Annotated in this window: 17 protein-coding genes; 2 read left to right on the top strand and 15 right to left on the bottom strand. The window is 70.6% G+C overall.

Features of this window, described 5'->3' with window-relative positions; genetic code table 11:
- Positions 1-27 precede the first annotated feature (27 nt).
- Both Gocc_RS09215 and Gocc_RS09210 read left to right on the top strand, forming a co-directional pair.
- Positions 28-867 carry an ABC transporter permease gene (locus tag Gocc_RS09215; protein WP_181813519.1) on the top strand — a complete coding sequence of 280 codons (840 nt, stop codon included), beginning with the start codon at positions 28-30 and terminating at the stop codon, positions 865-867.
- Complete coding sequence (locus tag Gocc_RS09210; protein ID WP_181813518.1) at positions 864-1,628, top strand: ABC transporter ATP-binding protein; 765 nt, start codon at positions 864-866, stop codon at positions 1,626-1,628. The genes Gocc_RS09215 and Gocc_RS09210 overlap by 4 nt, the downstream gene beginning before the upstream one ends.
- Positions 1,629-1,632: 4 nt before the next feature.
- Here Gocc_RS09210 and Gocc_RS09205 read toward each other — a convergent pair whose 3' ends face one another.
- The 15 genes from Gocc_RS09205 to Gocc_RS09140 all read right to left on the bottom strand — a co-directional run bounded on the left by Gocc_RS09205 (position 1,633) and on the right by Gocc_RS09140 (position 22,112).
- Complete coding sequence (locus Gocc_RS09205) at positions 1,633-2,703, bottom strand: glycosyltransferase family 2 protein (protein WP_181813517.1); 1,071 nt, start codon at positions 2,701-2,703, stop codon at positions 1,633-1,635.
- 96 nt (positions 2,704-2,799) lie between these two features.
- Positions 2,800-4,260, bottom strand: coding sequence for a glycosyltransferase family 2 protein (locus tag Gocc_RS09200; RefSeq protein ID WP_181813516.1), 1,461 nt, complete (start codon positions 4,258-4,260; stop codon positions 2,800-2,802).
- A 10-nt stretch (positions 4,261-4,270) separates the two neighbouring features.
- Positions 4,271-7,066 carry a glycosyltransferase gene (locus Gocc_RS09195; protein WP_114796266.1) on the bottom strand — a complete coding sequence of 932 codons (2,796 nt, stop codon included), beginning with the start codon at positions 7,064-7,066 and terminating at the stop codon, positions 4,271-4,273.
- Between the two features lie 88 nt (positions 7,067-7,154).
- The gene (locus Gocc_RS09190) at positions 7,155-7,985 is read right to left on the bottom strand and encodes an NYN domain-containing protein (protein WP_114796265.1); all 831 of its coding nucleotides are present in this window, start codon (positions 7,983-7,985) and stop codon (positions 7,155-7,157) included.
- Positions 7,986-8,244: 259 nt separating this feature from the next.
- On the bottom strand, positions 8,245-9,258 hold the full coding sequence (locus Gocc_RS09185) for a glycosyltransferase family 4 protein (RefSeq protein WP_114796263.1): 1,014 nt from the start codon (positions 9,256-9,258) through the stop codon (positions 8,245-8,247).
- Positions 9,255-10,586: an O-antigen ligase family protein gene (locus Gocc_RS09180; protein WP_114796261.1), complete on the bottom strand. Its 1,332-nt coding sequence runs from the start codon at positions 10,584-10,586 to the stop codon at positions 9,255-9,257. The genes Gocc_RS09185 and Gocc_RS09180 overlap by 4 nt, the downstream gene beginning before the upstream one ends.
- Positions 10,583-11,830 carry a glycosyltransferase gene (locus Gocc_RS09175; RefSeq protein WP_181813515.1) on the bottom strand — a complete coding sequence of 416 codons (1,248 nt, stop codon included), beginning with the start codon at positions 11,828-11,830 and terminating at the stop codon, positions 10,583-10,585. Before Gocc_RS09175 ends, Gocc_RS09180 begins: the two co-directional genes overlap by 4 nt.
- 110 nt (positions 11,831-11,940) lie before the next feature.
- The gene (locus Gocc_RS16155) at positions 11,941-13,857 is read right to left on the bottom strand and encodes a hypothetical protein (RefSeq protein WP_181813514.1); all 1,917 of its coding nucleotides are present in this window, start codon (positions 13,855-13,857) and stop codon (positions 11,941-11,943) included.
- Positions 13,854-14,738 carry a glycosyltransferase family 2 protein gene (locus Gocc_RS09170; protein WP_114796258.1) on the bottom strand — a complete coding sequence of 295 codons (885 nt, stop codon included), beginning with the start codon at positions 14,736-14,738 and terminating at the stop codon, positions 13,854-13,856. Before Gocc_RS09170 ends, Gocc_RS16155 begins: the two co-directional genes overlap by 4 nt.
- Positions 14,731-15,708 (bottom strand): lysylphosphatidylglycerol synthase transmembrane domain-containing protein, encoded by a 978-nt coding sequence (locus Gocc_RS09165; protein WP_114796256.1) that lies wholly within the window; start codon positions 15,706-15,708, stop codon positions 14,731-14,733. Before Gocc_RS09165 ends, Gocc_RS09170 begins: the two co-directional genes overlap by 8 nt.
- On the bottom strand, positions 15,705-16,829 hold the full coding sequence (locus Gocc_RS09160) for a DegT/DnrJ/EryC1/StrS family aminotransferase (protein ID WP_114796255.1): 1,125 nt from the start codon (positions 16,827-16,829) through the stop codon (positions 15,705-15,707). Before Gocc_RS09160 ends, Gocc_RS09165 begins: the two co-directional genes overlap by 4 nt.
- On the bottom strand, positions 16,813-18,018 hold the full coding sequence (locus Gocc_RS09155) for an ATP-grasp domain-containing protein (RefSeq protein WP_181813513.1): 1,206 nt from the start codon (positions 18,016-18,018) through the stop codon (positions 16,813-16,815). Before Gocc_RS09155 ends, Gocc_RS09160 begins: the two co-directional genes overlap by 17 nt.
- Positions 17,973-18,971 (bottom strand): dTDP-glucose 4,6-dehydratase, encoded by a 999-nt coding sequence (locus tag Gocc_RS09150; RefSeq protein ID WP_114796253.1) that lies wholly within the window; start codon positions 18,969-18,971, stop codon positions 17,973-17,975. The genes Gocc_RS09155 and Gocc_RS09150 overlap by 46 nt, the downstream gene beginning before the upstream one ends.
- A gap of 26 nt (positions 18,972-18,997) precedes the next feature.
- Entirely contained in the window at positions 18,998-19,966 is a 969-nt protein-coding gene (locus Gocc_RS09145; protein WP_114796251.1) for a glycosyltransferase family 2 protein, read from the bottom strand.
- A 160-nt stretch (positions 19,967-20,126) separates the two neighbouring features.
- Entirely contained in the window at positions 20,127-22,112 is a 1,986-nt protein-coding gene (locus Gocc_RS09140; RefSeq protein ID WP_181813512.1) for an MMPL family transporter, read from the bottom strand.
- Positions 22,113-22,168: the final 56 nt, after the last annotated feature.

Genomic DNA, 22,168 nt, shown 5'->3' with positions numbered 1-22,168 from the left:
GATCGTGCTCCGGCGCTGCTGAGGGTCGTGTCGAGCTCCGCCCTGAGCCCGCACCGCACCTCGCCGCGCCGGGCACTCGCGCACCGGCTGCGCGTGCTCTACGTGATCGCGACGGCGGAGTTCAAGCTCAAGTACGCCGGCTCTGCGCTCGGGTACGTGTGGTCGGTCGTCAAGCCGCTCGCGCTGTTCACGCTCCTCTACCTCGTGTTCGGGCGCGTGTTCAAGCTGAACCTGCTCTCCCCGTACTACGCCGTCTCCCTGCTCGTCGGCATCGTCCTGTTCACGTTCTTCGCCGACGCGACCATGCTGGCTCTGATCTCGATCGTCGCGCGCGACTCGATCATCCGCAAGCTCGCGTTCCCACGCGTCATCATCCCGGCCTCCGCCACGCTCACGGCGATGATGACACTCCTCATCAACCTCACCGTCGTCGGCGCCTTCGTCGCCTACAAGCAGATCGTGCCACGGCTCGACTGGCTGCTGATCCCGCTCCTCCTGGTCGAGCTGTACGCCTTCACGCTCGGCGTCGGCCTGCTCCTGTCGGCGCTGTACGTCCGGCTGCGCGACCTCCAGCAGGTCTGGGAGCTCCTGCTCCAGCTCTTCTTCTATGCCTCGCCGATCCTCTACCCGATCGGCTACCTGCCTCCCTGGGGGCGGCAGATCGTGTTCCTCAGCCCGTTCACGCAGGTGCTGCAGGACATCCGCTCGCTGCTCTTCTACCCCGACCTGCCGGACAACCGAATCACGGCGGCCTCGGCGTTTGGAAGCTTTGGACGCTTGCTCCCGATCGGCATCGCCGTGGGTACGCTCGCCGTCGGCTACCTGTTCTTCAGGCGCGAGCAGCCATGGTTCGCGGAACGCGCATGAGCTCGCTCGCCAACATCGCGATCGAAGTCGCCGGCGTCGAGAAGGCGTTCCGGCTTCCCCACGAGCAGCGGACGACCTTCAAGGAGTATTTCCTGCACCCGCTGCGCCACACGACGTTCGAGCGTCAGCGCGCGCTCAGCGGCGTCACGTTCGCGGTCGAGGAGGGTGAGTTCTTCGGCATCATCGGGCCGAACGGCAGCGGCAAGAGCACTCTCCTCAAGGTGCTCGCCGGCATCTACCGCCAGGACGCGGGCACGGTGCGCGTGAACGGCGTGCTCTCCCCGTTCATCGAGCTCGGAGTCGGGTTCAACCCGGAGCTCACCGGCCGCGACAACATCCGCATCAACGCCACGCTGCTTGGGCTGACACGGCGCCAGATCCGGGAGCGCTTCGACGAGATCGTGGGCTTCGGCGGGCTCGAGCGGTTCATCGACCAGAAGCTCAAGAACTTCTCCTCCGGGATGCAGGTGCGGCTCGCGTATTCGATCGCGATCCAGGTGGACTTCGACATCCTCATGCTCGACGAGGTGCTCGCCGTCGGCGACCAGGAGTTCCAGGAGCGGTGCTTCGAGACGCTCGCGGCGATCCGGGAGGCGGGCAAGACGATCGTGTTCGTGTCACACGACCTCGGCGCCATCCGGGATCACTGCGACCGAGCAATGTTGCTGCTGGACGGCTCGATCCGGGCGATCGGGAAGCCGGACGACGTGCTGAGTCGCTACGACGCGATCGTCCACCCCGTCATCGGCGCCCGGACGTGAGGACTCACGCTTCGGCGAGATCCGCGAGGAGCCGCGCGGCCGGCCGCCGATAGCGGCGTCCTGCCGCGATGTTCGCGGCGCGCACGGCCACGGCCGAGACGGTGACGCGCCGATCGATCGCCAGCGCCGCCCGCCGCAGCGCCCAGGCCGCGGCGTCCGCCGCAAGGCCGGCTCGGCGGAGGAGCGTCGTCGCTGCGATGCGACGAGCCTCGCGGAGACCTGACGTGCCGCGATACGCGCTCTCGATGCGGGCAAAGAGCTCTCTGTAGGCGTCGATCGCGTCCTCGAGCTCCTCGTCTGCGACAGCCATGGCCGCACCGAGACACCACGCGAGCCGGGCGCGATCTCCCGTCGGCCCATGTCCTCCCGCGGGGTCCTCGATCGCCCGCAGACCGATCCGCTCCTGCTCGGCACGTCTCTCGCAGGCACGCCGCTGGCTTGCCTGCGCCGAATGGACACGGTAGAGCGTCAAGGGCACAGCGAGGTTCTCTGACCGCCCTCGTCGGAGGAGCTTCGTCCAGAGGTCGTAGTCCTGAGCCAGCGGATAGGCCGGGTCGTAGCGGACGCCGTCGTGGAACGCCGAGGCACGGATGGTGGAGGCGGAATGGATCAGCGGCGAGGTGAACAGGCAGTTCCAGCGGATCGCCGCATCCGAGCGAGGAAGGCGAAAATAGCGTCCCACGCCGACCCCGTCGTCCACGACGAGAACGTCGCTCCCGACCGCGACGAGATCGGGGCGCGACTCGAGGAGGCGCACGTGGCGCTCGAGCCGGTCAGGGAGCCAGACGTCGTCGGCGTCGAGAGGAGCGACGTATCTGCCCCGCGCACGCTCGAGGAGCTCGTTCCGGCGAGCGGAGATGCCTCTGCTCTCCGGGAAGCGGACGAACCGGAGGCGTTCGTCACGGAGGGACTCGACGATCGCAGGAGTAGCATCAGCCGAGCCGTCGTCGACGACGAGCAGCTCCAGGCTCGTGAGCGTTTGCCGGAGAACGCTCGTCAGAGCGGCGCCGACATGGCGCTCGTTGTCGCGTGCCGTGACGAGAACGGATACGAGCGGTGTGGACGTAGGAGCCACAAGCGGAGCCAGCGTACCCCGCATGCACGGCTCGAGCCGGAGAGCACCTGTGGGTCGACTCCACCGGCGAGGAGCGAACAGTCAGGCACCGATGGTCTATGTGCGCCTGGCTCGCGCGCGCAGCGCCTGGCCGTGACGCCAGAGAATGCCCTTCGCGATCTGATTCTCCAATCCAAGGGTCACGCTATCCCCACGCACGTCGCGCGCACTTCTTCCGAGCAGCCAAGCGAGCGAACGGAACGAGGAGCTCAAGCGCGCGATCCGCCGCACGTCGGCGGCGCGATCGGGAGCCATGCGGCCTGCGAAACGAAGCTCGAGCGTACGGCCGATCAACTCCATTCGGACGACCTCCGTCAGGTACAGGCTTCGGGAAAGAGCGACCGTGTTTCGCAGTCTGAGCGAAGGGTTCTTCAGGAAACGGACGAGCATGTATAGCAACCCGCTCTTGAGGTTGCCGGAGTAGTGGCCCACGGTGTTCGAGTCGTGCTGAACATAGTCATAGAGTGCTCGATCGACGTAAGCAAGCCGACCGAGCGCAAGTGCCACGCAGGCGATCCAATGGTCGTGGTAGGCGTGCCCGACATCCGGTGGGAACGGCAGGACGTCGTCCAGCAGCTCGCGACGGAAGAGCGATGCTGCCCCGGTAACCGTGTTGATGATCACGAGCGAGCCGAGCCGAGTGAAGTTGTTCGGCCGGTTCGCCCAGGCAGTAGGAGCGATGAGCAGGCCCGTGGCCGAGACGATGTTCATGTCGCTGTATGCGAGCTGCACGGTGCTGTCGTGCATCGCTTCCACCAGGGTGGCGAGCTTGTCGGGGTGCCAGATGTCGTCCTGATCCGCGAGGGCGACATACGCTGCATCCGTAGGGACGAGAGAGAGGCAGCGCTCGAAGTTACGGTAGAACCCGAGCCGATGCGTGTTGCGAGAGCAGACGAAACGCGGATCGTCACCGGCTGCGCCCTTGATCCACTCCCAGGCGCCGGGATCTGATCCGTCGTCGTTGATGAGGCAGACAAATCGCTGGTGCGTCTGCGCACGGATCGTCTCGACCTGGCGTTCGATCGATTCCTTGTCGGGATTGTAGGTGGCCATACAGATCGCGATGAGCGGATCGGCGCCGGAAGGCCGCGGGCCATCCGATTCGCGCGCGGCCCTGGTCGGCTCATCCTCGACGGTGATGGAGCCGCACTGGCGCAGGCACACAACGCCTCCCTCGAGCGTCGCTCGCAGGGAGATCTCGTGCTCGCCCGGCTGCATCGCTCCGTTGACCGGGACGATCGCGCAGAAGCCGCTGTAGCGCGCCCGCGGCTCTCGCAGTGCATCCACCACGTCGGGGCGCGCGTACGGGAAGGCGGCGACCGGGTCCGAGCGGCTGCCGAGCACGACGTCGAGGCGGACGATCCTGCGCTCAGGGTGGAAGCACCAGCCCTCGAGGTAGAGCACGCAGCCGCGGCCTGCCGGCACCGTCGTTGGCTCGATCCGCTCGACACGCAGCCTCAACCCGCTGGGTCCCGGCCGGCCGAGTCCCGTCGGCGAGTCGTCGAGCCTCGTTTCCACCCGGCTGAGGCTACCGGGGAGACCGATCGATCGCCTCAGCCTCTGTTGCTGCTCGCCATGGATAGGCGACGCGTGGCGGGAACGCGAGATCCCACTGCCGCTCGAGCGAGAGATTCGGATTGTAGTGCGGATCGCGGTCGAGGATCGCTCCCCATCGCTCCCTGAGCATGCGTACTTCGTCTTCGAACTGCGCTCGCCGTGCTGGGGCGTCATGTCGCCCGAGCGAGATCGACTCGCGATGATAGAGCTCGGCAGAGGGCGTCCAGACGATCCGCCATCCGGCCTCTCGAATACGAATGCAGAGATCGACGTCGTTGAAGGCAACGCCCCAGGACTCGTCGAACCCGCCGAGATCGTCGAACACAGCCTTTCTCATAAGCATGCAACCGGCGGTCACGCACGAGAGATCCTGATCCAATTTCGCCCGTCCGAAGTAGCCGTCCGACTCGCGAGGGAGCGATCGGTAGAGGTGATCGGCTACACCACCGAGTCCGAGCACGACGCCGGCGTGCTGAATGGTGCCATCGGGGTAGTAGAGCTTCGCACCGACTGCCCCGACGCCTTCCTGTAGGAGATGCCCGACCATCGACCGAAGCCAGCCCTCGCTGATCGGATCTGTGTCGTCGTTCAGGAAGCAGATGATGCTGTCGTCTACCTGAGAGACCGCCCAGTTGTTCACCCACGAGAAGTTGAACGGCCTGTCGTCGTGGAGGAGCAACCGCACGCGTGGGTCAGTGGCGATCTCCTCCAGGTACGACCGCTGCTCGATGACGTTCATCGCATCCTTGCTCAGCACGAGCAAGACCTTAAGATTGGGGTAATCGGTACGACGCAACACGCCCTCGATGCACTGCTCGAGGAATCGCAGCTTGCCTGTGGTCGGTATGACGATGCTCACGCCCGGAGGGTCGGCAGGCAGCCGATAGCGAACCTGATTGTAGCTCCCACGGATGGTGTGCACGTCCGCTTGCACCCCGTCAGCGGTCAGACGATCCTTCAGCGCTCGTGTCGCCGCGTCGACTGCGCAGGTCTTCGCGTCTACGATCGAGTCCGTAGCGGACGGCAGCGCCCGGCAATGGTAGAGAACATGAGGAATGTGATGAATTGCCTCCGGTGTGATAGCCGCCGTCATGCGGAGAAACAGATCCCAGTTCTGAGAGCCGTCGAAGGCAGCGCGAAATCCGCCGCACCGTGTGGCGAGGTGCCGTCTGAAAGCCGAGACATGACATATGTAATTCTGCGAATAGAATAAAGTCCGATTCCAATCGGGTTTGAAATAGGGATCGATCCGCGCACCGGACTCATCAATCTTATCTTCGTCAGAATAGATGTACATCACACCCGGGTGGTTCTCGACCGTTCGAGCAATCATGAATAGAGCATGTGGACGCAGTATGCCGTCGTGGTCGAGGAGCGCTATCCATTCGCCCGAGGCGAGCTCGAGAGCATCGTTCGACGCAGCAGAAATACCGTCATTCGTCTTCCTGGTTACCATCTTCACCCGAGCATCGCATATCTGCAACTCGTCGAGCACCCGCTGAACGCAGGCATGGGCGGAGGCGTCATCGGCAATGCACAGCTCCCAATTTTCGTACGTCTGCGCAAGGACGGATTCGATCGCTTCACGAAGAAAATGCTCTTCGGGTTCGAACACAGGCATGACGACCGAGATCAACGGCTGCGTCGTCAAGAGGGCATTGGCGTTGCGCAAGGCTTCCACGTCCTCGTGGCTGATGGTGTCGTATGCGCGAATCCAGTCGGCGTAGCCGCGCGCACCGTGCCGAGCCCGCCCACGTTCCCGCCGCTCTCGGAGCCGTCTGATGACTTGAAACGTCACCGTCCACCACACCAGCTTCGCCGTGCGCCTCAGTCCGCGAGTCAGCCGAGGTCGTGAGGCAAGGAAAGAACGCACGGGCGCCGTGGCCCTCCACGTAGAACTCTGCCGGAGCTCCGCAAGGGCGGCGGCCGTCCGATCCAGGTCGCTGCGGAGGACAAACGTCTCGTGCTGAAGGCGCTCTATCTCGGCGTCCCGGGCTGCGATGTCGATCCGGGATCGATCCGCGCCAGTGTGGCGCGCGACAGGCTCCGCACTTACATCGCGAATCCCATGCCAGTCGAGGAGACTCCCCCCGAGACGTTCGTACGCGGCCCTGGTCTTAGCTATGAGCACCGCGTTCTGATTCAGGCTTAGGAGAGCATTTATATCCGTGGAGCCTGTCGGTCCCCAGCCGAGCACGCCGAGCCCAGATCCGTGCAGAAACTCGAAGTGCGGATACTGTTCCCTGAGCTCATCCCAGAGGCGGAAGACTCCGAATCCTCTCTCCTGCACATTGGTGTCGTGGAAGAGAACGACTGCACGCTGGGAAAGCTTGGGTGACCATGTCTCGAAGTCGTGGCGCACTGCCTCGTGCATGTGGCACCCATCGATGTGGAGAAGGTCGACGGAGCCATCGGCGAAGCGCGATGCTGCTTCATCGAAGGTCATACGTAGAAGCTCGGAAAACTTTGAGTAATGCGCATCGTTATAGGCGCGCACGTCCTCGTAGATGTCTTCGCCATAATATCCCGCGTGTTCGTCACCGAGCCACGAATCGATAGCGCGGCAGCGAGTATCGAGCCCGAGGTGCTGAACGGCCTGGCAGAACGCGAAGTACGAGACGCCTGTGTGCGTGCCGAGTTCAACGATCGAAGACGGCCTGAGCGCCTCGACGAGCCAGAACGCAAATGGGACATGCGGGATCCACGCGGAGGGCGCTCCAGCCAGGCGCTCAGGATAGAGGAAAGAGATGGGTGAGACGAATCGCATCACTGAATCACCGCAGAGCTACGCACGGTCGTACTCGCGGGACTCATTCAGACCGCGCTCGCCCAAGCGGTGCGGAGCATACGTTCCACTACGTGTCCTCCTCTTCGTCCGTGGGCGCCGACGCGCCCAAACTCTTGAGCGTATTGCCGAACCCTAGCCGGAGCTGCCGCTTCGGCTCGTCCGCTAGCCTTCCGACCTTGAGCGCGCCGGCACCGTACGCGAGAAGTTGTCGGTCGATCTCGGGTGGGATCGATCGAGAGATCTGCTCGATCACCGCTCCTAGCTCTTCGGGCGACGCCTTCTCGCTCCAGGCGAGTGCGAACACGCCGCCGTGCGCTTCGACGTCGGTCGGATCCGCCGGCTCGATCACCTCGACGAACTCGGGATCACGAAGGCGGAAGTGGCGTTCTACAAAGTCACGTTTGAGAACGAGCACGTCGTCGGACTCCATCGCGAGCGTTGGTGAGAGATTCTGCTCATTCAGTGGTTCGACGCCCACGAGGACAACGCGAACTCCGCGCTCCTGTGCCTCGCTGACTCCCTCGCGTAGGTCCTCGTCTCCGCCAATGAGGTACGCGGTCGAGATCGCCTGCTGCGTGGCGAGAACGATGAGATCTCGCACGATCCGTGAGTCGACACCCTTCTGACCATGAGGGGTCAGACGGCCGAGACGAAGCTTCACCCCGGAGAGATTGGCAACAATGAGATGCTGCGCAGATGGTACCGCGTTTCTGGCGCCATCGTACCAGTAGGTACGCAGATACGATGACCCTGAATCCTTTTTGCCAAGAGCGATCAGCCGCTCGACGATGGACTCGAAGTTCAGTGAGAACTTCTTTCGGTCCGTCGTTCCGAAGAGGAGCTTCCCGGACGCCGCGTACAGATATCCCGCATCGACAAAGACGCCAAAGCGATCCATCCGGCGACCTCCAAGAATAGGAAAGGGCCCGTAGAGGGCCCCAGTTAGTCACGGGCCTTACGGCTCGTACGCGGAGAATAGCAGTCACAGCTCAGTTGTCCAACCTTTCGATGAGGATCTCAGCCTTGCCGACAACGCGCTTTGCCACCAGCGTCTCGAGGTTGTAGTCAACCTCAATCGCGTGCTCCATCGCCGGTCACAGCATCGAAGGGTCGAGCCGTTACTCCATGCGATCGACCCCAACCCGTTGCAGGGGCGGCTACCCGGGAGTGTGCGCGTCGCGGTCGGCGGCAAGCGTCGCCGCCGCCGCCGCGTCCCACGAGAACGCGGCCCGCGCCCGCTCCCGCGCCGCCGAGCCGAGCCGCGCGCGCAACTCCGCGTCGCCAAGCAGCCGCTCCAGCGCCGCCCGCAACGCACCGACCTCGCACGGAGGCACGAGCAGCCCCGTGACGCCGTCCTCGATCGCGTCGGGCAGCCCGCCGACGCGGGTCGCCACCACGGCGCGCCCGTGCGCCATCGCCTCGCGGGCGACGACGCCGTAGCCCTCACGCCGCGAAGGCACCACCACGACGGCCGCACGCTCGTAGTACGCCCCCAGCTCGTCGCGGGGCACGAAGCCCACGGCCTGAGGGAAGAGATGCCGGAGCGGCCCGTCGCCGACGACGGCGAGCGGCAGACCGGCCGCCGCCTCGGCAAGCTCCCGCACCCCCTTCTCCTCCGACAGCCGGCCGACGTAGAGCACGTGCGGCGGCTCGTCGGGCTCGCCGACGGCCGCGGGAATGTCGACACCGCTCGCTATCACGCGGACGTCACCTGCACCGAGGGCACGCGCGTCCGCGGCCAGGGCCCTGGACGCGCACACGACCACGCGTGCACGCCGGAGCACGGGCCGGAAGAGCCACGGCAGCCTCTTCGCGAGCTCGACGTCCGTGCCCCAGAGCTGCACGACGAGCGGCCTCCGCGTCGCGAGGCCGGCGACGGCGGACGGAAGCCAGTGCGCGTGCACGACGTCGGCGCCGCCCGCCGCCCGCCGCGCCGCACGCGCGAACGAGAGGAAGAACAGCGGCAGCAGCAGCAGCCGCCACGGCGCCGCACGCAGGTTGTTGGCGATGCCGTCCCCGTAGGCGATGCCGAAGTGGCGGAACGACGCCGGCGACACGACCGCGACCTCCACTCCTTCCGCGCGCAGGTGCTCGACCGCGTCCTGGACGAAGCGGCCTGCGACGTCGCCGGCATCTCGCGGGTACGACGTCGTCAGGACGAGGACCCTCATGTGGGCGCGAGCCGCCTGCCGAACACGGCGGGCGCGGCGACGATCAGCATCGCCAGCACGAAGAAGTAGTAGAACGACATCGTCAGGTAGAAGAGATTGGCGGCCATCGTGCCGACGAGCGCGGCGGTCAGCCCCCACGCGAGCGGGCTCACGCGCGCGGCGGCCGCGTCTCCGCCCGCGGCGAGCGCGCGACCGATGCGGCGGCAGAGCGAGAGCCGCCGGAACAGGTATCCGAGGAAGACCGCGAACAGCGCCGCGCCGACGAGGCCGGTCTCGACGAACAGGGCCACGTAGAACGAGTGCGGCCCGAAGTTGGTGCGCCCGGTGACGAACTCGTAGTAGACGGCGAAGTTGTTCAGCCCGAGGCCGAGCAGCGGGTTCTGCGCGAGCACGTCCGGGATGAACCCGTAGACGGCGAAGTGGGTCGACGTGCCGTTGGCGCCCGTGTCGACGCGCGAGCGCAGCACCGTGCGGAAGAAGTCCGCGCGCTGTGCGACGACGGCGGCGAGCGCGAGGCCCACTCCCGCGAGCGGCAGCAGGACCTGCCGCGAGAGGAGCTTGCGCCCGTACGGGAGGGCGAGCACGAGCAGCCCGCTGGCGAGGCCGAGCAAGCCGCTGCGCGACAGCGTCGCGAGCTCCGTCAGGAACAGGAACATCAGCGTGAGCATCAGCGGCGTGCGCAGCCGGTGGCCCCGCTCGAGCCGCAGGTAGATCGGCAGCAGCACGAGCAGCGGGACGACGAGCTCGATGCCGAGGTGATTGGGGTCGCCGGTGAGCGCGTTCGGCCGGTACACGTTCGCGCCCTCGATCGCGCCGTAGACGTTGATCTGGCTCGCCCCGCCCGTCAGCGGCGACAGGACGGCCGCGTCGAGGTTCGCGCCGCTCGCCTGGGCGACGCCGAGCTGCAGCAGGCCGTAGAGGGCGTTGAACACCAGTCCCGCGCAGAAGGTGCCGAGCGCCCACCAGTAGAAGCGCTCGCCGCGGCGCGCGACGAGCGCGACGGCGGCGAACAGGAACAGGAAGTGCAGCAGGAACTTGACCATCCCCTTCGCCCACTGGGCGAGCGCCTCGGCCGTGTCGAGGTTGAAGAAGCCGAGCAGGTAGACGGCGAGGAACGCCGCGAAGAACCCGAGCGTGACGGCGGCGCAGCGCGCGACGCGCGCGTCGAGGTGCTCGAGCCGGTTGACCGCGAACGCGACGAGGAACAGCGCCGTCAGCACGTCCGAGAGCGACAGGTCGCCCGCGAGCGTCCAGTAGATCTTCGCGAAGGTGACGGTGAAGACCGTGGCGAAGAACAGCGCGTCGAGAACGGGCTGGCGCCGGCTCATGCGAGCGCCCGCAGCAGCTCGGCGGTCTCCTCGACGCGGGAGAGCCGCGAGACGCGGTCGATCCACTCGTCGGAGAGATCGACGTCGGGCAGCCCGCCCGAGCGGAAGCGACGGTCGAGCTCGACGATCGCCTCGCGCAGCCCGTCGACGTCGTCGGGCGCCGCGACGACGCCCGCGCCGGCTGCGAGGATCAGCTCGGCGGCGGCGCCGCCGGGCGGCACGGCGGCGAGGATCGGCCGCCGGGCGGCGAGGTACTCGAACACCTTCCCCGACAGCACGCCCTGGCCGCGGCCGCCGGCATCCGGGATCAGCAGCAGGAGCGCCTCGGAGTCGCGCTGCAGGGCGAGCGAGGTCGCCCGCGGGGCATAGGGGATCAGCTCGAGCTTCTCGCCCAGGTCGAGCCGGCGGGCCCACTCGCGGTCGGCGCTGCGGAAGTCGCCGAGGAAGCGCGCCGTCGCGTCCACGCCCGCGTCGTGCAGCGCCTGCAGGAACGGGCGCGGGTCGCGCTTGCCGAAGAAGCTGCCGGTGTGCGTGATCCGCAGCCGCTCGCCCGGCGTGTAGTCGAGACCGTCGAAGTCGTCGAAGTCGGAGCCGTTCGGGATCGTCGCGACGGCACCGCGCGGCCCGAGCGCGCGCACCTCGTCGGCGATGAAGTCGGCGACGCAGACGATCGCGTCGGCCGAGCGGGCGACGAGCTTCGCCACGCCGAGGTCGACCTTCTCCTTCGCACGGACGGCCGCGCTCTCGGAGCGGCGGTGCACGTGGGCGACGGCCGAGTCGCGCAGGTCGGCCACCCACCTCGCGCCAGTGGCGCGCTTGACGGCGGCGCCGACGAGATGGATCGAGTTCGGCGGCGAGGTCGTGATCACGACGTCGATCCCGTGCCGCCGCACGAGCCGGATCGCCGCCGGTATCGCCGTCAGGCTCCACGGCACGTTCTCGTCGGGCACGAGCGCACGCCGTCCGAACAGCCGTGCCTGGGTGGTGATACGGGCCAGGCCCTGCTTGCCGTGCAGCTCCTCGGCCGGCCTGCGACCGCCCGGCCCGAGGTAGCGGGCCCGGTGCACCCATGCCTGGGTCGGTACGCGCAGGCCCTCGTCCCGGTGGATCCACTGCGGGTCGTCGGGCGCGAGCACGTGCGTCTCGATGCCGAGCCCCGGAAGGTACTGCGCGAGCTTCAGCGGCCGCTGCACGCCGCCGCCGCCGGCAGGCGGGAAGTAGAAGCTGACGAGCAGGACCTTCACCCGGGCGATGGTACGGGAGACCCCCGTCGCGGGGCCGTCCGTTCTCCGCGATCGAGCCCCGAGCCGGCGCGCGGCGGCGGCCGCGCCGACCGAAGCCGCGCCCGCAGCGGCTACCGCGCGAGGCGGTAGAGCGTGTAGCGGCCGTCGCGGTAGACGACCGGGAGCTTCGGCGCCGTCGTGAAGCGCGAGCGATCGACGACGAGCCAGCGCGCCCCGCAGCGGCGCGGGATCCCGAGCTCGCCGGTGCGGTTGAAGCGCCGCCAGCGCTCGCGGCGGACGTACGGCCGGTTCTTCTCCGTGTCCGCGACGTGGCCGGGCGGAGCGTTGCAGACGTACACGGGCGCGAAGGCGGCGATGCGGTAGCTCGACTCGAGGTCGGAGTAGACGGTGTCCCCCGCGGGGACGGCGTCGCGCAGGGCCGCGACGAGGCCGGGCGTGAGCGGGCTCGGCCGCCGCTCGCTCGACGGCGACCAGTGCGACAGCCCGTGGACGAACACGGGCGCGAGCAGCAGCGCGGAGGCGAGCGCCGCGGTCGTCTCGACCTCGAGGCCGCGCCAGAGGCCGAGGGCGAGCGCGACGGCGGCGCCGGCGGCCGCGACCCACGTCACCCATGCCGGCCCGCCGTGCTCGAGCCGGTAGCCGAAGTCGCCAGGGGCGCGCCACTGCAGGCCGATGCCGGCCGCGAGCGCGACGGGAGCCGCCGCGGGGCCGAGCAGGCGCGCCAGCACGCCGACGCCGCCGGCGAAGGCGAAGGCGAAGGGCAGGAAGCCGGCGAGCCGGCGCGACTGCGACAGCGAGACGGCGTCCGAGAACGGCGTGAACAGCGGCGGCAGCAGCGTGAGCGCGAAGATCGCCAGCGAGCCGCCGACGACGTAGGCGGCCCAGCGCCGCTTCGACGCGAGCGCGGCGAGGGGGACGAGCAGGAGCGCGGCGACCGCCACGGCGCCCGCGCGCCCGAACAGCTCGGGCGCGAGCGAGAAGCGGTCGACCGTGCCGCGCACCTGGCCCGCATACTGGGCGAAGGCGCGCGCCCGCTCCGCGGCGTCGGGGCTCACGGACGCGGTGCCGCGCACGACGGGCACAAGCCACGCGAGGAAGGCGCCCGCCGGCACGACGAGCGCGGCGAGCGCGAGCGCGCCGCCGCGAACGTCCTTCCCGTGCCAGGCCCAGCGCACCGCGAGGAAGCCGCCGAACGGGATCCACAGGAAGAGCGCGTACGTCGGGTGCACGACCGCCAGCACGAGCGAGGCGGCGCCGGCGGAGGCGAGCAGCCCGGGCGAGGGCCGGCGCACGGCCGCGAGCGCGAGCGCGAGGGCGGCGGGAACGAGGATCTGACGGGACGCGGTCGCGGGCAGCGACAGCGCCGTGTACGCGCCGCCGCCGCCGGGGGCCATCGCGACGAGCGCGACGCTCGCCGCCGCGGCCGCCGCCGCCGGGACGGAGCGGCGGAAGAGGGCGTAGCCCGCCTCGTAGGCGGTGAGCAGCGCGAGCGGGGCCAGGATCGAGGGCTCGTGCAGCAGCGCCTGCGACGGGTCGACGAACGCCACCCGCGCGACGAGGGCGAGGAAGCCGTGCCAGAGCGGGAACGCGTAGCCGGGGTGGAGGCCGCCGTCGGCGAACTCGTTCGGCGACGACAGCGAGAGATCGTCGAAGGCGAGCAGCTTGCGCACGCGGGCGAGGTGGAAGAGGCCGTCGCCGCCGATCTCTCCGGCCACGTGCCAGAGCGCGACCCCGAGCACGATGCCGGCAAGCCACACGACGGGCCGGCCCGGCACGCCGCTCCCCGTCGCCCTCCGCGCCGCGAGCGGGGCCGCGACGAGCGCGGCGGCGGCCGCCAGCACGAGCGTCAGGGTGAGCGACCCGTGCACGAGGAACGTGACGCCCATCGCCCCGAACACGACGGAGAGGCCCCAGGCGAGCGTCGCAGACGTGGAGCGCACCCCCACGGCCCGCGCGAGCATCGCCCCGGGCGCCAGCACGATGCCGGTCGCGAGCGCGAGGCGCAGGAACAGGAGCAGGGAGCTCATCGCTCGATCAGCGTCGCCACGTCGCCGGAGGCGAGCCAGCGCGCGGTATCGCGGTAGAGCGCGCCGCGCTCGCCCCGCACGACCCGGCCGCGCAGCGCGAGCGCCGCCCGCAGCAGCTTGCGCACCTTCTCCGCCTCGTCCGTCCCGTGGTGCTTGGCGAAGAAGCGCAGGTGCCCGCGCACGTTCTCGCGCAGGAGCCGCCCGCCGTGCGAGGCGCCGCCGACGTGCACGCAGCTGGCGGCCGGGGTGAACAGCGTCTTCCAGCCGGCCCGGGCGAAGCGGTAGCACCAGTCGACCTCCTCGCTGAAGAGGAAGAAGCCCTCGTCGAGCGGCCCCACCTCGTCGATCGCGGCCCGGCGCACGAGCATGCAGGCGCCCATCACGAACTCGGCCTCGCGCTCGCTCTCGTGATCGAACCCCCCGGCGTAGAACGCGTTCAGCAGCCGGCTGCGCGGCGCGAGCTTGCGCAGGTAGAGGTACTCGGTGGCGAGGCGCCAGCGGGTCGGGAAGCCGCGCACCGACCGCTGCAGGGAGCCGTCGCGGTCGAGCAGCTTCGGCCCCACGACCGCGACGTCGGGATGCGCGTCGCCCACCGCGACGAGCTGCGCAAGCGCGTCGCCGACGAGCCATGCGTCGGCGTTGAGGATGAGCACCCACCTGCTCTCCGTCGCGGCGAGCCCCGCGTTCCATCCCGCGGCGAGGCCGCGGTTGGGCTGCTCGAGCAGCCGCACGCGGGGGAAGCGCTCGCGCACGAGGGCGACGGTGCCGTCGCCGGAGCCGTTGTCGACGACGACGGCCTCGGTTCCCTCCACGCTCGCCAGGCACTGCTCGATCCACGGCAGCGCGTTGTAGGTGACGACGACGGCGGCGACGTCAGCCATGCTCGATGCGCGGCCGCGCCCCCCCGCGGACGCCCTCCCACAGCAGGACGGCGCCGCCCGGAAGGGCGAGCGCCACGGTGACGAGGAAGAAGAGGAAGCCGGCGGCGAACGCGGCGTCCGCACCCACGCCGACGCTGCCGAGGAAGCTGACGAAGAACGCCTCGCGCACCGCGAAGCCGTTGAGGGTGAACGGCACGAGCAGCACGAGGAAGAAGAGCGGCCCCATCACGTAGTAGATGCGCGGCCCGAGCTCGATCCCCACCGCGCGGCACGCGGCCCAGATGGCGAGGATGCGCACGGCCTGGATCACGGTCGTGAAGACGAACACCTCGAGCAGCAGGCGCGGGTGGCCCCGGAAGTGGTGCACGCCCTCGTAGAAGCCGCGCAGCGGCCGCTCGAGCCGCACGCGCGCAAGCAGCGGCGAAAGCCGGCGCAGCAGCGGTCGCGCGGCGCGCGAGAAGAACACGACGATCGCGACGGCGGTGCCGGCCACGAACGCCCCCTCGAGCCACAGGTAGGCGCCGACGTCGTAGCGGCCGATCGCGAGCACGAAGCCGGCGGCGCCGAGCAGCACCGTGGCTGCGCCGCCGAGGCCGCGCTCGAGCACCACGATCGCGGTCAGGTCGGCGGTGCGGCCGGGATGGCGCCTCGCCGTCTCGTAGATGCGGACGGCGTCGCCGCCGATCGCGGTCGGGAGGATCTGCCCGGCCGTGTAGGAGACGAAGTACGCCCGCGTCAGCCACGCGAAGCGGTCGTGGATGCCCTGCGCCGCGAGCAGCCATTGCCAGCGCAGCGCCATCGGCACGGCGGTGACGATCATGATCGTGCAGGCGAGCGCGAACCACCACGGGTTGGCCGACGCGAGCGTGTCGGCCGTCTTGCCGAGGTCGATCTTCCACAGGATGTAGCCGGCGGCGAGCGCGGTGAACGCCACCGTCGCGGCCACGCGGATCGCCCTGCGCGCGCTCATGCGGTGAAGCGCGCGTGCACGCGCCGGATCGCGTCGACGGCGTCGAGGATGTCCGCCTCGGAGTGCGCGGGCGAGAGCGGCAGTGACAGCACCTCGTCGCCTGCCCGCTCCGCGACCGGCAGCGGCGGCTGGGACGGGTAGCGGCCGCGGAACCACGTCAGCCGGTGCACGGGCAGGAAGTGGATGCTCGTGCCGATCAGCTCCACGTCGAGCGCCCGCTGGTAGTCGTCGCGGCAGGCGCCGGCCGCGGCCGGGTCGATGCGCACGATGTAGAGGTGCAGCGCGTGCGTGTCGCGCGGGTCGCGCTCGAGCGGCTCGATGCCGGCGAGGCCGGCGAGGCCCTCGTCGTAGAGGGCGAACTGCCGGGCGCGGATGCGCGCGTGCTCCTCGACGCGGTCGAGCTGCACGAGCGCGATCGCCGCCAGCACGTCGGGCAGGTTCGCCTTGAAGCCCGCGCTCACCTGGTCGTAGCGGGCGCCGTCCCCGCGCCGGGTCAGCCGCATGTCGCGGATCGCCTGCGCGACGTCGTCGCGGTCGGTCGCGACGAGGCCGCCCTCGCCGGCGGCGATGTTCTTCGTCGCGTACAGCGAGAAGCAGGCGGCGTCGGAGATGGAGCCGATCTTGCGGCCCCGGTAGGCGCTCTCGGCGGCGTGGGCGGCGTCCTCGACGACCGGCAGCCCGAGCGCGAGGAGCGGGTCGAGGTCGGCCGGCTGGCCGGCGAGGTGCACGGGCATGATCGCCTTCGTGCGCTCGCTGAGAAGGCCGGGCACGAGCGCGGGGTCGATGTTGAGGTCGCCGGGCCGCACGTCGCAGAACACCGGCGTGGCGCCGCAATGCTCGATCACGTTCGCGGTCGCGGGCCACGTGATCGGGCTCGTGATCACCTCGTCGCCGGGCCCGACCCCGAGCGCGAGCAGCGACAGGTGCAGCGCCGCCGTGCCCGAGGCGACCGCGAGGACGTGCTTCGCCTCGAGATAGGCGGCCATGCGCTCCTCGAGCAGCGCCGCCCGCGGCCCCGTGGTGAGCCAGCCGGAGCGGAGCGCGTCGGCCACGGCCGCGACCTCCTCCTCGCCGACGGCGGGCGGCTGGAAGCCGAGCCGGGAGCTACGACGCGTCTGCATCGACCAGGAAGCGTAGGGCCTGCGCGGCACGGCGGGCCCGCCCGAGCGCGTCGTCGCGATCCGCGCCGACCGCGAGCACGGCACCGGCACGGTCTGCGCCGCGCCGCAGCGGCCCGAAGCGCCAGCCGGGGCGCCGGTAGGTTCGCACCCATTCGACTCCCTCGACGGCTTCGGCCGCCTCCACCCCTTCGACCGCGCGCAGCACCCCTTCGGGCGCGACGAGGAAGAGGACGCACGCCCCGCCGACGGAAGGCAGCGCTTGCGGATCCGAGCCGCTTGCCGTCGGCGGCTCGCCGAGGGCGAACGAGACGGCGAGATCGTTGAGATCGACGCCGACGGCGGCACGGCACAGCTCGGCGTCGTGACCGCCGCCGAGACGCGCCGCGACCTCGACCACCTTCGGGCCGTCGGCGCCGACGCGGATCTGCGTGTACGTGGGGCCGTTCCGCACCCCGAGCGCCGTCGCCGCCTCCCGCGCGACCTCGATCGGCGGCCGTTCGTCGATCGCGCTCGGCCAGGCGTGCGCGAGCGCGACACCGAAGGCGGGCGGCTCCGCCGTGAGGCGGTCGGTGACGGTGAGCGGGACGAAGCGGCCGTCGACCGAGACGGCGTTCACGGTCACCTCGGGGCCGTCGACGAGCTCTTCGACAAGGGCCGATCCGCCTCGCGACTCTGCGACGGCGGCCTCGATCGCGGCGGCCAGCGCCGAGCGCTCGCGCACGAGCGTGAGACCGCGCTGGCCCTGCCGGTCGGGCGCCTTGACGACGCACGGGAACGCGATCTCCGGGTCGCCGGCGGCGAACGTGCGCGGCTGCGGCACCCCGGCGGCGGCGAGGCGCTCCCGCTGGCGCGTCTTCGTCGTCGCGAGCACCGCGGCGGCGCCGTCGATCGGGTGCGGCAGGCCGAGATGCGCGGCGACGCGGGCGGCGATCCCCACGGGCCAGTCGGCCCCGGGGGAGACGAGCCCGTCGACGTCGCGCGCGCGCGCGAGCCGCTCGATCGCCTGCTCGTCCTCCGACGAGATGAGGGCACGCTCGTCGGCGAGCGCGAACCCGGGCGCCTGCGGATCCCTGTCGGCCGCGATCACGTGGACGCCGCGGGCGCGGGCCGCCTCGAGCAGCCCGAGCTGGGCGGCGCCGGCGCCTAGGACGAGGAGACGCGGTCGGCGCGACCGAGGACGCTCCGCCACCAGGCCTCGTTCTCGCGGTACCAGGCGACCGTCTGCTCGAGCCCGGCGGCGAAGTCGGTGCGCGCCCGCCAGCCCGTGAGGCGCTCCATCTTGCCGGTCGAGCCGATGTGCCGGTCGACCTGGCCGGGCCGCTCCGGCAGGTACTCCTTCGTCGCCTCCGGGTTGCCGACCGCGTCGAGGACGAGGTCGGCGATCTCGGCGACGGAGATGTCGACCCCCGTGGCGACGTTGACGACCTCGCCCGCGACCGCGTCGAGCGGCGCCTCGATCAACGCCTCGATCGCCTCGGCATGGTCGTCGACGTACAGCCAGTCGCGGCTCGCGTGGCCGTCGCCGTGGATCGTCAGCGCCTCGCCGGCGAGCGCCTGCGTGATGAAGCGCGGCACGGCCTTCTCCGGGTGCTGCCGCGGGCCGTAGTTGTTGAACGGGCGCACGATCACGATCGGCAGCCCGTACGTGACGAAGTAGCTGTAGGCGAGCCGGTCGCCTCCCGCCTTCGTCGCGGCGTAGGGGCTGCGCGGCTCGAGCGGGTGGCGCTCGTCCATCGGGTCGGTCTCCGCCGTGCCGTACACCTCGCTCGACGAGATCAGGATGAAGCGCTCGACGGGCGTGCGCCGGATCGCATCGAGCAGGATCTGCGTTCCCTCCACGTTCGTCGTCACGAACTCGGAAGCGCCTTCCGCGATCGACTTCTCGACGTGCGACTCGGCGGCGGCGTTCACGATCACGTCGACCCCGGCGGCGAGGTCGGCGACGAGGGCCGCGTCGCGGATGTCGCCGTGCACGAACGAGAGCCGCTCGTGGCTCATCACGTCGGCGAGGTTCTCGAGGTTGCCCGCGTAGGTGAGCGCGTCGAGCGACACGACCTCGTAGGGCGTCCGCGCCAGCAGGTGGCGGATCACGTTCGACGAGATGAACCCGGCGCCGCCGGTGACGAGGACACGCTTGCTCACGACGGGGTGATCCTAGCGGCGCGCCGTCAGATCTCCCGCTCGATCGCGTAGAGCGGGCGCCCCTCGACCTCGCGCTGGATGCGGCCGAGGTACTCGCCGACGAGGGCGAGCACGAAGCCCTGCACGCCGAGCACGAAGATCACCGCGGCGCCGAGGAAGAGCGGGCCCGGGAAGTCCGACTCGCCGATCCAGTACACGACCCCGTAGGCGCCGAGCGCGGCGGCCGCGAGCGAGCAGGTGAAGCCGAGGATGACGCCGGCCCACTGGATCGGCTGCGGCCAGAAGCCGGCGAGCACGTGCAGGGCGAGCCGCGTCAAGCGCAGAGGCGAGTAGCGCGACGCACCCTGGCGGGCGGCATGGCCGACGTCGACCTCGATCACCGAGGCGCCGCCGGAGAGGATCAGCGCCTTCGTGAACTTCTGCCGCCCGATCGAGCCGAGCATCGGCGCGACGACGGTGCGCCGGTAGGCGTTGAAGGCGCAGCCGAAGTCGGAGATGTCGACGCGCGTGAAGCGGCGCAGCATGCCGTTGATGAGGCGCGACGGCAGCGTGCGTCCCCACGAGTCGCTCCGGGCCGCCCGCCGTCCGCTCGCCACGTCGTAGCCGGCCTCGATGGCGGCGACGAGCTTCGGGATGTCCTCGGGCGGGTTCTGCAGGTCGCCGTCCATCGTGACGACGATCTCCCCGCGGGCGCGGCTCAGGCCGGCGTGCATCGCGGGGTGCTGGCCGAAGTTCCGCTTGAAGCGGATCGCGCGCACGCGAGGATCGGCCGCGTGGAGGCGCTCGAGCGCGGCGAAGGTGCCGTCGGTCGAGCCGTCGTCGACGAAGAGGAGCTCGAACGGCCGCCCGAGCGCGTCGAGCGCCTGCACCGTGCGGCGGTAGAGCTCGTCGATCGTGCCGGCCTCGTCGTAGAGGGTGACGACGACGGAGAGCTCGGGGACGGCGCCCGCGCCCTGCTCGCGCGCGGCCCCCGGAAGCGCCTGGATCTCGGACATCGGAAGGGGCAGCGTAACCTCCCGCTCCCGGCCCGGCGAGCTCGGGCCGCGGTCGCCGTGACCCCGGAGCCGGACGAGCGCTGGTGGCGGCACTGGCGCGCATGGGAGCCCGGCGGGCGCTGCGCCGCCGCAGGGCCGCCCTGCGGCTGGCTCGACGCGCCTACGCGGCGAGGCCGAGACGCGCGTGCAACCGCCGCAGCGGCGCGGGCGCCCACCAGTTCCACTCGCCGAGCAGCGCCATCAGGCTCGGCACGAGCAGCGCCCGCACGATCGTGGCGTCGAGGGCCACGGCGGCGGCCGTGCCGACGCCGAGCTCCAGGATGAACGAGATGCCGGACGTGGCGAACGTGCCGATCGCGACGCAGAACAGCAGCGCCGCCGCCGTCACGATGCGTCCCGTGCGCTCGAGCCCGTCGGCGACGGCGGCACGGTTGCGGAGGCCGCGGTCGCGTGCTTCCCTGATGCGCGAGAAGAGGAAGATCGCGTAGTCGGTGGAGAGGCCGAACGCGGTCGCGCCGAGGAGGATCGGCTGCGTCGACTCGAGGCCGTCGAGGCCGCGCCAGCGCTCGAACACGAGCACGAGGATGCCGAACGAGGCGCCGAGCGTGAAGACGTTCATGACGAGCGACTTCAACGGCAGCAGCAGCGAGCCGGTGAAGAGGAAGATCAGCAGCGCGGTGGTGAGGGCGAGGATCCCGAGCGCCCACGGCAGGTGCCGGGCGAGGCTCGCCTGCTGGTCGACGAACGCCGCCGTCTGGCCGGTCACGCGCGCGTCCGGCAGCAGCCTGCGCACCTCGCGGACGACGCGCTGCGTGGACGCGGCGAGCCCCTTCTCGCGCGGCAGCACGTCGAGACGCCAGAGGCCGGGAGCCGCCTCGCGCGCGGGCAGCACGGCCGCGACGCCGGGAAGCGCCGCGATGCGCGCGACCGCGACGTCGCCCGGCCGCGCGTCCGCGACCGCGGTGATCGGGGCGTAGCGCCCGCTCACCCCGCCGCGGTCGAGCGCCTCCGCGACCTGACGCGCGCTCGCCGACGCCGGCAGCGTGCTCGCGTCGACGCCGACGAAGTGCACGCCGAGCGCCGGGGCGGCGAGCAGCACGAGCACCGCCGCGGAGAGCGCGGCGACCCGCCCAGGACGCCGCATCACCCATGCCGCGAGCCGCGCCCAGCGACCGCCCGACGGCGGCTGCTGCAGGCGCCGCGGCGCGAGCGCGTCGATCCGGGGGCCGAGCCAGTAGAGGAAGGCCGGCAGCGGCACGAGCGCGACGACACCGGCCGAGAGCGCGACGAGCACGCCGCCGAGCCCCATCGAGTAGAGGAACTGCTGCGGGAACACGAGCAGGCACGCCATCGACGCGGCGACCGTGAGCGCGCTGAAGAGCACGGTGCGGCCGGCCGTGCGGAGCGTGCGCGCCATCGCCTCGGGGCCGAACCCGGTGCGGCGCGCCTCCTCCCGCCAGCGCGAGACGACGAACAGCGAGTAGTCGATCGCGAGCCCGAGGCCGAGGCCCGTGACGAGGTTGAGCGCGAACACCGAGAGCGGGTGCACCTCCACGCCGACGCGGAGCCCGAGGAGCGTGAGCGCGATCGCGCCGGCGCCGACGAGCGGCGGCAGGAACGCGGCCACGAGCCCGCGGAAGACCCAGAACGAGAGCAGGAGGACGAGCGGGAACGCGATCAGCTCGGCCCGGCGCAGATCCCTCTGGATCGCCTCGGTCACCTGCCGCGACGCGATCACGCCGCCGCCGAGCCGCACGTTCGCGTCGCGGGCGAAGGCGCGGGCGAGCCGGTCGGCGGCGGCCTTCGAGTCCTCGCCGGCGCCGGAGCGCAGGAACACGAGCACGACGCCGCGGTCGTCGACGAGGGTCAGCGCGACCGACGGGTCGGCGGCGATGCGGGCACGCACGCGCGCGACCTCGCCGGCGCCGCCGCGCACGAGCGCGAGGATGCCCGGGTCGGCCTCGACGCCCGTGCGCCGCTCCACCTCGCGGTTCGCGAGCCGGCTCTCGGAGGAGAGGTCGGCGAACTGGTCGGCGCCCGCGTTCATGCGCGGCACGACCGTGTTGCCGGCGGCGAACGCGACCACGATCGCGAGCGCCGCGACCACCGTCACGAGCCGCGCGCGAGAGACGATCAGCGCTGACACGGCACCAGATAAGCAGCGCAGGCGCGTGCGGGGACGCGGTTCACGCCCGCGCACGC

This window comes from Gaiella occulta, assembly GCF_003351045.1.
Classification (GTDB): Bacteria; Actinomycetota; Thermoleophilia; order Gaiellales; family Gaiellaceae; genus Gaiella; species Gaiella occulta.
The sequence above is the reverse complement of the archived record's forward strand: the minus strand, read 5'-3'. Positions and strand labels throughout refer to the sequence as shown.

What these genes read in the sequence shown, in the direction of transcription:
- Gocc_RS09210 (WP_181813518.1), top strand. Translation starts at nt 864, where the DNA reads ATGAGCTCGCTCGCCAACATCGCGATCGAAGTCGCCGGCGTCGAGAAG.
- Gocc_RS09195 (WP_114796266.1), bottom strand. Translation starts at nt 7,066, where the DNA reads ATGCGATTCGTCTCACCCATCTCTTTCCTCTATCCTGAGCGCCTGGCT.
- Gocc_RS09190 (WP_114796265.1), bottom strand. Translation starts at nt 7,985, where the DNA reads ATGGATCGCTTTGGCGTCTTTGTCGATGCGGGATATCTGTACGCGGCG.
- Gocc_RS09185 (WP_114796263.1), bottom strand. Translation starts at nt 9,258, where the DNA reads ATGAGGGTCCTCGTCCTGACGACGTCGTACCCGCGAGATGCCGGCGAC.
- Gocc_RS09180 (WP_114796261.1), bottom strand. Translation starts at nt 10,586, where the DNA reads ATGAGCCGGCGCCAGCCCGTTCTCGACGCGCTGTTCTTCGCCACGGTC.
- Gocc_RS16155 (WP_181813514.1), bottom strand. Translation starts at nt 13,857, where the DNA reads ATGAGCTCCCTGCTCCTGTTCCTGCGCCTCGCGCTCGCGACCGGCATC.
- Gocc_RS09170 (WP_114796258.1), bottom strand. Translation starts at nt 14,738, where the DNA reads ATGGCTGACGTCGCCGCCGTCGTCGTCACCTACAACGCGCTGCCGTGG.
- Gocc_RS09165 (WP_114796256.1), bottom strand. Translation starts at nt 15,708, where the DNA reads ATGAGCGCGCGCAGGGCGATCCGCGTGGCCGCGACGGTGGCGTTCACC.
- Gocc_RS09160 (WP_114796255.1), bottom strand. Translation starts at nt 16,829, where the DNA reads ATGCAGACGCGTCGTAGCTCCCGGCTCGGCTTCCAGCCGCCCGCCGTC.
- Gocc_RS09145 (WP_114796251.1), bottom strand. Translation starts at nt 19,966, where the DNA reads ATGTCCGAGATCCAGGCGCTTCCGGGGGCCGCGCGCGAGCAGGGCGCG.